The 8,135-nt window shown below is 50.2% G+C and carries 10 protein-coding genes and 1 pseudogene; 7 read left to right on the forward strand and 4 right to left on the reverse strand.

The annotated features are described in order from the left end of the window. Nucleotides 1-237 precede the first annotated feature (237 nt). The 3 genes and pseudogenes from A6U95_RS21080 to A6U95_RS30405 form a co-directional block, all read right to left on the reverse strand. Complete coding sequence (locus A6U95_RS21080; RefSeq protein ID WP_065685883.1) at nucleotides 238-585, reverse strand: hypothetical protein; 348 nt, start codon at nucleotides 583-585, stop codon at nucleotides 238-240. Beyond that, nucleotides 569-838 (reverse strand): hypothetical protein, encoded by a 270-nt coding sequence (locus A6U95_RS21085; RefSeq protein ID WP_065685884.1) that lies wholly within the window; start codon nucleotides 836-838, stop codon nucleotides 569-571. Before A6U95_RS21085 ends, A6U95_RS21080 begins: the two co-directional genes overlap by 17 nt. A 169-nt stretch (nucleotides 839-1,007) precedes the next feature. Beyond that, nucleotides 1,008-1,238, reverse strand: a pseudogene (locus A6U95_RS30405) (IS6 family transposase); the annotation flags it as partial. Between the two features lie 137 nt (nucleotides 1,239-1,375). Between A6U95_RS30405 and A6U95_RS21090 the strand changes: the two are divergent. Continuing rightward, nucleotides 1,376-1,603: a type II toxin-antitoxin system Phd/YefM family antitoxin gene (locus A6U95_RS21090; RefSeq protein ID WP_025123932.1), complete on the forward strand. Its 228-nt coding sequence runs from the start codon at nucleotides 1,376-1,378 to the stop codon at nucleotides 1,601-1,603. Between the two features lie 50 nt (nucleotides 1,604-1,653). After that, the gene (locus A6U95_RS21095; RefSeq protein WP_241810706.1) at nucleotides 1,654-1,953 is read left to right on the forward strand and encodes a type II toxin-antitoxin system RelE/ParE family toxin; all 300 of its coding nucleotides are present in this window, start codon (nucleotides 1,654-1,656) and stop codon (nucleotides 1,951-1,953) included. A gap of 233 nt (nucleotides 1,954-2,186) precedes the next feature. Here the strand turns inward: A6U95_RS21095 and A6U95_RS21100 are convergent, their stop codons facing one another. Then, on the reverse strand, nucleotides 2,187-3,113 hold the full coding sequence (locus A6U95_RS21100) for an Rpn family recombination-promoting nuclease/putative transposase (protein ID WP_065685886.1): 927 nt from the start codon (nucleotides 3,111-3,113) through the stop codon (nucleotides 2,187-2,189). A 319-nt stretch (nucleotides 3,114-3,432) separates the two neighbouring features. Here A6U95_RS21100 and A6U95_RS21105 point away from each other — a divergent pair, with 319 nt between their 5' ends. The 5 genes from A6U95_RS21105 (at nucleotide 3,433) to A6U95_RS21125 (ending at nucleotide 7,808) form a co-directional block, all read left to right on the forward strand. Further along, nucleotides 3,433-4,638: an AAA family ATPase gene (locus tag A6U95_RS21105; RefSeq protein ID WP_065685887.1), complete on the forward strand. Its 1,206-nt coding sequence runs from the start codon at nucleotides 3,433-3,435 to the stop codon at nucleotides 4,636-4,638. Further along, a complete protein-coding gene (locus A6U95_RS21110) occupies nucleotides 4,635-5,600 on the forward strand; it encodes a ParB family protein (protein WP_065685888.1) in 966 nt (321 codons plus the stop codon). Before A6U95_RS21105 ends, A6U95_RS21110 begins: the two co-directional genes overlap by 4 nt. Before the next feature lie 679 nt (nucleotides 5,601-6,279). After that, nucleotides 6,280-6,501, forward strand: coding sequence for a hypothetical protein (locus A6U95_RS21115; RefSeq protein WP_065685889.1), 222 nt, complete (start codon nucleotides 6,280-6,282; stop codon nucleotides 6,499-6,501). 421 nt (nucleotides 6,502-6,922) lie between these two features. Further along, a complete protein-coding gene (locus A6U95_RS21120) occupies nucleotides 6,923-7,348 on the forward strand; it encodes an antirestriction protein (protein WP_065685890.1) in 426 nt (141 codons plus the stop codon). A 67-nt stretch (nucleotides 7,349-7,415) separates the two neighbouring features. Then, the gene (locus tag A6U95_RS21125) at nucleotides 7,416-7,808 is read left to right on the forward strand and encodes a DUF1380 domain-containing protein (RefSeq protein WP_241810707.1); all 393 of its coding nucleotides are present in this window, start codon (nucleotides 7,416-7,418) and stop codon (nucleotides 7,806-7,808) included. The last annotated feature ends 327 nt before the right edge of the window (nucleotides 7,809-8,135 follow it).

Raw genomic sequence — 8,135 nt, forward strand, 5'->3', positions numbered from 1 at the left:
GCTGAAGGTGTTGCAGGGGCTGATGGGCCACGAAAAAGGGGAAAGCACAGAAGTGTATACCCGGGTGTTTGCGCTCGATATCGTGGCCAACCGCCAGGTCCAGTTCACGCTGTCGACGCAGGATGCGATCACGATGATACGGGAGGCGGAAGCGTCTGTTTTGCGTCGTTGACGCCGTAACGGTTCTAAAATCCGGGGGCTTCGGCTAGCGTCTGCGTACGTTGATTACCCTGAGCCTCATTTCAGTATGTTATAGCGATACAGTAGCGTGCCAAAATCTTGCTTCATGCTGACAAAAAGCAAGATCTCGATAGTCTTGCCGTCAAAATCGTAGAGCACGCGGTACTCGCCGTCGACATCAAGTCGTTCACGCAGCATCAACCCCCTGTCTGAAAGGGTGACGTTAAAGCGATATCTTTCAGGATCCTGGATAATGTGAGCGACTGACTCCATCAGCAGGTTATCAACCAAGTTGGCGGCCTGTTGCGCCCCGACTGTTCCGCTTTTGTAGGATTCAATATCGGTCAGGCACTGGTACGCCACCGGCGCGACCGTGATGGAAAACGTGTTAGTTTCTGGCGGCACGCAACCTCCCCAAGACGTCTTCAGGGGTCATGCCTTTGCCCTCTGCGATCTCTTTTTTCGCTTGCATCGCTAGCTTAAAAAGGGCGTTGATATTGCGGTCTTGCTGCATTTCCCTGACTTCGGCTTCACGTTCTGCGGCGGTCTGGATAAACAGTTCTGCCACGCCGTTTTTTGTCACGTAAACCCCCCCTTCAAAGGTTTCTGCATTGCCAAGACTGTCTCTGGCGAGTTTTTGGGACATGGTCTGAGTCATCGTTTTCTCCACGTTAGATGCGATCGCTTGGCGTCTCGCTAAGGGTCAGGATTTGCGGAAACACACTGCGGCGTTCTTGCTTGCGCAGGCGTGTCTGCGTATTAAAAGAATAACACGGGCGGGGTTCAATCGTGTACATATTTGTACACGATTGAACCCTGTCACATGACCACTGGGGTGTTACTGTGCGCTTATGCTGGCGAAACGCCTTATCCAACAACGGCACCAGGCGGATGACCCTGCGGTGAAGCGTGAAATGGTCAACGATAATGCCGTGCTCCGCCATAATATTTTCGAGATAGCCCAGGCTCAGGGCATAAGCCAGATACCCGTAAACACATTGCGCGATGATATCGACTGGGTAATGTAACCGTTTTAATGCTTTTCGTATCAGAGGCATTATCGGGCAACATCATAAAAAACAGCATGCCGTCTTAATGCGACAGAACCCATACTGTTGCCAAGGGATAGCTTGTGATGAAACTGTATTCAGTCTATATTTAGACTTGTTTGGATGATGCAAAAGAAGGAGATACCATGAAAACCGAGACAATAAGTTACTTGAAACAGAATGCAGCCAAACTCGATTTGAGCGAGCCTCTGATTGTTACGCAAAACGGCCACCCTGCTTACGTTATCGAATCCTATGACGATCGGGTTCGTCGGGATGAAAGCATTGCGTTACTCAAATTGATGACACTATCTGAAAAAGACATTGAGTTAGGCCATACGTTTACACGTGAACAACTCTTGGATGCGCTGTAATGGCCGTGAGTGACGTCACTTTTATTTATTCATCCACGGCAAAAATGACGATGCAAACCATCGCACATTTCCTGCGAGCTCGCCAGGTTGATCCCAAACCGGTGATCGCGAATGCGCTGGATGAATTTGAAGAGAAAACGGGGATGTTCCCAGAAGGAAGTCTGGTCTGTCCGGATCTTCTGGCATTGGGTTGCGCCAAATACCGAGAATGCAATACGACCGACGGTTATCGTGTCCTGTACAGCATACAGATGAATGATAAAGGCGGCGTGATTTATGTGCATGCTGTCTTATCCCAGAAACAGCATATCGCCAGTCTGTTGTTCAATCGAATTCTGGAATGGCAGTAGGACGTTTGTATTGGTTTCCAGGGCTTAGCGGCAGATGAATTTGCGGAAAAGGTTTTGCAGCTGTACCTTACAGCGGGTTGAAAGCACGGTGTATTGTGTGGCGATGCATATTCATTCCCTGAGCCTTGGGCTAAGTGGAATGTTGTAGGAGATAATCCGTGCTAACGCCCTACGGTTGTTCAAATCCTCCACTCGGTGCCAGGTGAACTGACATCGAGTGACGGATTTTGCATTCAATGGTGGATCTGCTTGAGATCGTCTGCAGAAAGACCGGTCAGTTTCATCACCGTCTTGAGGTCAAGGCCGTTGTGAAGCATAGTTTGGGCAACTTCGAGTTTGCCTTCATTGCGACCTAACTGGATACCCTTCTCGATGCCCTTCTGTTCAAGCTGTTGTGCGATGGTCATCAGTTCGTCCTCATGTTGCGGCACTCGCAGTGCCAGTTCTCGTACAAAGGCCTCTGCGTCTGAAGTTTCGCCTGCCTGTACGAGATAGTTTATCAGTGAAACCAGCTGCTGTCCTGTCATGTGTTCTGTCAGCAGCAAAGTGGCCAGGTTGTCCATCAGGTCTGCTAGATCCCGCCGGTGAATGTGTTTCTGCAGCAGCGTCAGTGCTGCCATACTGCGGTGGCCCATGATCTCGTCGTCAGGAATAACAGTGACATCGACCAGTGGAAAATTACCGTTGTAAAGCCTTCCGGCCAGTTCAGGATCGTTAAATTCGTCCAGCCATCGGGTCGAATAGGGGTACGGGCTGCGTTTACCGGTATAAAACAGAACCGGTATTACCAGTGGCAGTTTTTTGTGCCCGGTGTTCAGGTGACGCTGCATGGCCGCCACTGCATAACGGAGTAGCCGGAACGCCATATGTCTGTCAGGCGAGGACTGGTGCTCGATGAGTACGTGGATATAACCATCATCACCAGCCGTTGTTTTCAGGCTGTAGAGCACATCGCTGAAGTAGGGACGCAGATTTTCCTCGACAAAGCTGCCAGACTCCAGCTTCAGGGTGCTGAAGCCGCAGAGAGCCTGTAGTTCTACGGGCAGATGCAGTTGCATGAAATCCCGGGCAGTATCGGGATGGGTTAGAAATTGTTTAAATGCCAAGTCATGTGGTGTCGGGGTGCCATTTGCGCCACCCTTTTTTTTCCTGTCAGACATGTCCTTCTCCGTTGATTCTGTGGTCCTCTCTTTCTAACGCTGAATTGTACTGGAACGCTTGTCTGCATACCTGGTGTTTATGGTACCCGGCCTCTGCCACTTGCTGATATTCGTGTAAATCTCGTCTATCTTAACGTATAAATTTCCAGCTTCCGGCGCCCGTCGAGTCCTTACCTTTTTAGTCCTGGTGGCAACCACATTAATTATGTACATAATTTTATTGCCAATCTGTTTTTTATTGTACGTTGTTTTTTTTTGTGTACAATAGCTGTGTTTTAGTTGCCAATCAAGGTAAGAAATACCTACCCAAGGAATAATGATGAAACGCGATTACGGTGGTGTTGGTACAATAGCTTTGAGAGCAAGTGCTTTACTGCAAGCCATGAGTCGAGATATTGAAGAACAGCGGAAAGAGTTTAATCTGACCGAGTATCACCAGACTTATACCCGCAATGCCGTGGCTAAGTTGCCTAAACTGAGCCGCCGTATCGTTGAGCAATCAATGAAAGAGATGGAGGAATATGGATATAAGTTCAATAAAAAGCAGGTCGGTAATGTCGAGCAGTATGCATTAACGATTCAGAACGTTATTGATATCTACGATCATCGTAAAATCCCAAAATACCGCGATATACACAAAGAACCATATGTAATTTTTGTCGTAAACCTTAAAGGTGGTGTATCAAAGACCGTCAGTACTGTAACGCTGGCGCATGCGCTGCGTGTTCACCAAGATTTGCTGCGGCACGATCTGCGAATCCTTGTGATTGACCTGGACCCACAGGCATCTAGCACCATGTTCCTGGATCATACTCATAGTATTGGCGCAGTACTTGAAACAGCAGCTCAGGCCATGCTGAATGATCTAGATGCAGATATGTTGCGTAATACAGTCATTCGCCCAACTATAATTCCTGGTGTGGACGTTATTCCTGCTTCTATTGATGATGGTTTTGTTGCCAGCCAGTGGGAGTCACTGGTGGCGGAATATTTACCAGGAATAAAACCATCAGAGGTACTCAGGAAAAAAATAATCGAGCGTGTTGCCGATGATTACGATTTTATTTTTATAGATACGGGGCCTCACCTCGACCCGTTCCTGTTAAATGGCCTTGCGGCTAGTGACCTACTGCTGACACCTACTCCACCTGCACAGGTTGATTTCCATTCGACGCTAAAATATCTGACTCGCTTGCCGGAGATGTTGGAGCGTCTTGAAGAAGAAGGGATAGAACCGCGTCTGTGCGCAAACATTGGATTTATGTCGAAGATGACCAGTAAACGTGATCATGAAACATCACATAGTCTGGCACGAGAAGTATATGCAAGTAGCATTCTTGATTCATCTTTGCCACGTCTGGATGGATTCGAACGCTGTGGTGAATCATTCGATACGATAATAAGCGCCAATCCCATGTCTTATCCTGGCAGCGCTGAAGCACTAAAGAAAGCCCGCACTGAAGCTGAACGTTTCACTAAAGCAGTTTTTGACCGAATTGAATTCATCAGAGGGTCGGCAGAATGAAAAAGGTTTTAGCACGCGGACGTGTGCTGGGAAACAGTAGTTCTGAGTTTGCACGTATGCTTGAGGGCGAAGGTAATTCCAAAACGTTCACTCTAAAATCAGGTAAACAGGCGAAATTTGTTAGCACTGTTGTGCTCAGTGGCGATATCGAGTCAAAAACATTTGTTGACCCATCTGTTAACGGGCGCGATCAAACTATGCTTACGCCCGAATCTGTTAGCGACATTTCTCGTACCATTAAGCTGCAACAATTTTTCCCAGCCATTGGTCGTGAAGTTAATGGGCTTATCGAAATATTGGATGGCACTCGTCGTCGTGCCTCATGTATTTTTAATCAGACGAAGTTTGAAATACTGGTAACGAAAGACGAAATCAGTATTACAGATGCTCGCCAACTGGCTTCTGATATCCAGACAGCGCGGGAACACAGTTTACGTGAGCTTGGCAAGCGCTTTGAAGTGATGTATGACAACGGTATGACCAAGGAAGATATAGCACGAGCGGAAAACATCTCTCCCGCCAAGGTCACACGTGCTTTTCAGGCAGCTGCTGTTCCTGATGAGATGGTCGCGGTATTCCCTGTCATCAACGATATCTCCCTGGCTGATTACCAGTTACTCCTTCAGGTCGCTGAAGATGCTAAGACCAAAGGTGTGTCCATACCGGAGTTGATGAAGAAGATTCAAAAGCGAGTTGCGGAGACTGATGGCGCAAGTTTGGATAAGAGAAAAATCCTTGCGATTATTCGGGCTGAGAGCAAAAGCCTTAAACCGGTGCAAGTTAAGCAATTTGAGACGGAAAAACTGTGCGAGTTCTCCGATCGTCATCAGTATGCCAGGAAGAAAACAGATCAGAAAAAGCGGTTGGTCGTATACGAATTCTCCCGTATTTCACCCACAGTACAAGCTGAAATTGATGATGCAATAAGAAAGATCATGGAGAAAACATCTGCAGATGAGTAGGATGTTTCAGCTGGGGCGGATAATTCTGCCCCTCTCTTTTCTTGATTTTGCCCCACGTAAATTTCACTATTAAAATATTGAGTTTAAAAGGTATTTTTCAATTCTTTCATAGTGAAAGCCCCGAGTTTTTAAGCATTTCTGTTAAAACACGATGTACTCTCTCAGGTTTAGCTCAGGTAGTTATTCCCATCAAGTCGCCTAGGCTGGACATCTCACTATTCATTTGCCATACCGGAGCTATACCCTGCCCCGCAAACCATACCTTAATTAATGCCGTCGAAGACTCTCATCAGTTTATCGCAGTGGGGGGGGCTTGTCTGTCATTAAACAAGTTGAGCTGTGAAACATCGGTAGGGGGCGAAGTTGTTAAGCACTATCTAGGCTTTTGGTATCGCTGCTAGATGTGGGCAAGAACATTCGTGTACACCGGAATAAAGTCACGTGTGTCGCTGGTAGGTGTACGTAGTTTTTCACTGACCAAGTTATCCACAGAATCGGTGAATAACCCTGTGGGTGTTCTGCGGAGTACGTCCTTTATCCTAGACATTTGTCGTGCCCGTACGTTAGCCGTGCTGCGTCATCGTCAAGGATGAAGTTGCCACCGGTACTCGCCTAGTCTCGCCGCTCACGGTGCATCGCCTGCACGCCCAGATCGCGGCATAACAAATGGAAATTAACGATGAATTACACCGGAAATGAAGACCTGCGCGTCGCGATTGCGGCGTTATCCAACGATATGTACGAGATGCACCAGCGGCTGAGTGAGATGGTCAGCGTGTATTTCTGGAACAGCGAGGTGTTGGCTGAACGCCTGGTCGGTCAGATCCTGCGGGACGCGCATGACCGTTACACCGAAATCTACAGGGCTATCAACGAACTGGATCACCATTTCAAAGATTGAACCGCAGGCAGAACACGATCGGGCAGGACAACCTGCCCAGGTTGCCTGGCGTAAGCCTACGGACGACAGGGCGCATCGAACGCCCCGCGCCCGTTGAACCGCCACGCGGCCCTTGCCGGCGATGCCGGCGCCGCAAAGGGCGCAGGCTTAGCCTGCCCACACCTCTCCAAATCTTTTCCCTTTGCGGTCATGGCGTAGTTACGGCCTGTGCCGTCCCCAAACGCTAGTCCGGCACGGTCGGGCTGCAAGGGTTCGCTTCGCCGCCTCCTCACCCGTTCGCACCCGTTACGGCGCATTCAGCCCGCAACGGGCTTGCGCTGCGGCTTGCGGTGGCGCCCCTGCCTCCCTCCCTCGGGGCCGGCCTTTCGAATGGGTACGGCACCGGCCGGTGTCGCCAACCCTGAAACTCTGGAGGTAGTCCATGCAACATGCTCATTCCGTCACGCTGCAAGTCTGTGAATCCGATCGTCTGTCGTTTCTGCCAGATCTGTTTGGCGAGGATTTTTTGCCCGCTGAAATGCAGGTGTATTCCCTCGCCGATCGCTATCTGCCGCAGTACACCGGCGGTTTTTGGCACTTCATCCGTTTGCCTGATGGGGGCGGCTATATGGCACCTGACAGCGATCGCGTGCACCTGATCAACGCCGATAACTGGTTTGACAAGACCCTCAGCGGTGACGCGGCCGGTATCGTGTTGACGGCACTGGCCATCAATCGTCGCTGCTGGTTGCATCACGATCGGGGCAATGCCGGACTGGTGAAACTGCTTATGCAGCGGGAAGAGCAGCTTTGGCGCTATATCGAGACGCACCCGGAACGCGCCGACATCTGCCGCGCGCTGGACTGACAGAGATTCGAATACGGGCGGCTCTGCCGCCCCTTATAAATAAGGAGGCAGAATTATGTTTGGTAGCGTGAAAGACGTGTGTGCGGAATTATTCCGTGAGTACGGCAGCGACGAACCTATTACCGTGCTGATATGGGACGCACACGCGGTGCGTTACTTTGCACAGCAGTGGAACCCCAACGACGGGGATGTGCTGGCAATACTGGAAACCATAGGCTGCTCTGATATTGAGGACTATCAGCGGTACGGTATCAATCAACAATACATTCAGGATGCAATGACGAAAATCGCCGATAGCCGCAGCCGGACTCGACAGGTCGAGGTGAGCGCCAGCGCGTTGGAAGCTGTGCTACACCTTGCCGCCGAAGCACTCGACAGCAACGATCTCGAGACAATGGATGACGACACGGCCCGCAAGCACTATGCCATCGAGGCGTTGTTGGCTGCGTTACATCCCTAGGTTATCACCACAAATGGCCGTCAGAGCGGCGGCCTGCTTGCCCCTGCGTACTTTTGCCGCGCAGAAAAACCTTACCAGCCGCCTTCGACGTCAGGCTACCGAAGGTGGCGGCTGCGCCGCCCTCTTTCGCTGCCTTGCGGGGGGCTGTTTAGGTGGATTGGGCAGGACGATTTATCGTCCTGGTAGAGTGATGCTTCCTGTTTCTGCATTTTTGGTGATGGGGCTTTCTACTGAGTGGATACCGGTATCGGGCGTCCGGGCGGGCTGTCGTGCTGCGCATGGCGCCGGCACACCGTCGCCCCCCTGCGGGTCGGGTAGCAGTAGCAC

The sequence above is a fragment of the Serratia sp. 14-2641 genome (assembly GCF_001692375.1).
Taxonomy (GTDB): domain Bacteria; phylum Pseudomonadota; class Gammaproteobacteria; order Enterobacterales; family Enterobacteriaceae; genus Chania; species Chania fonticola_C.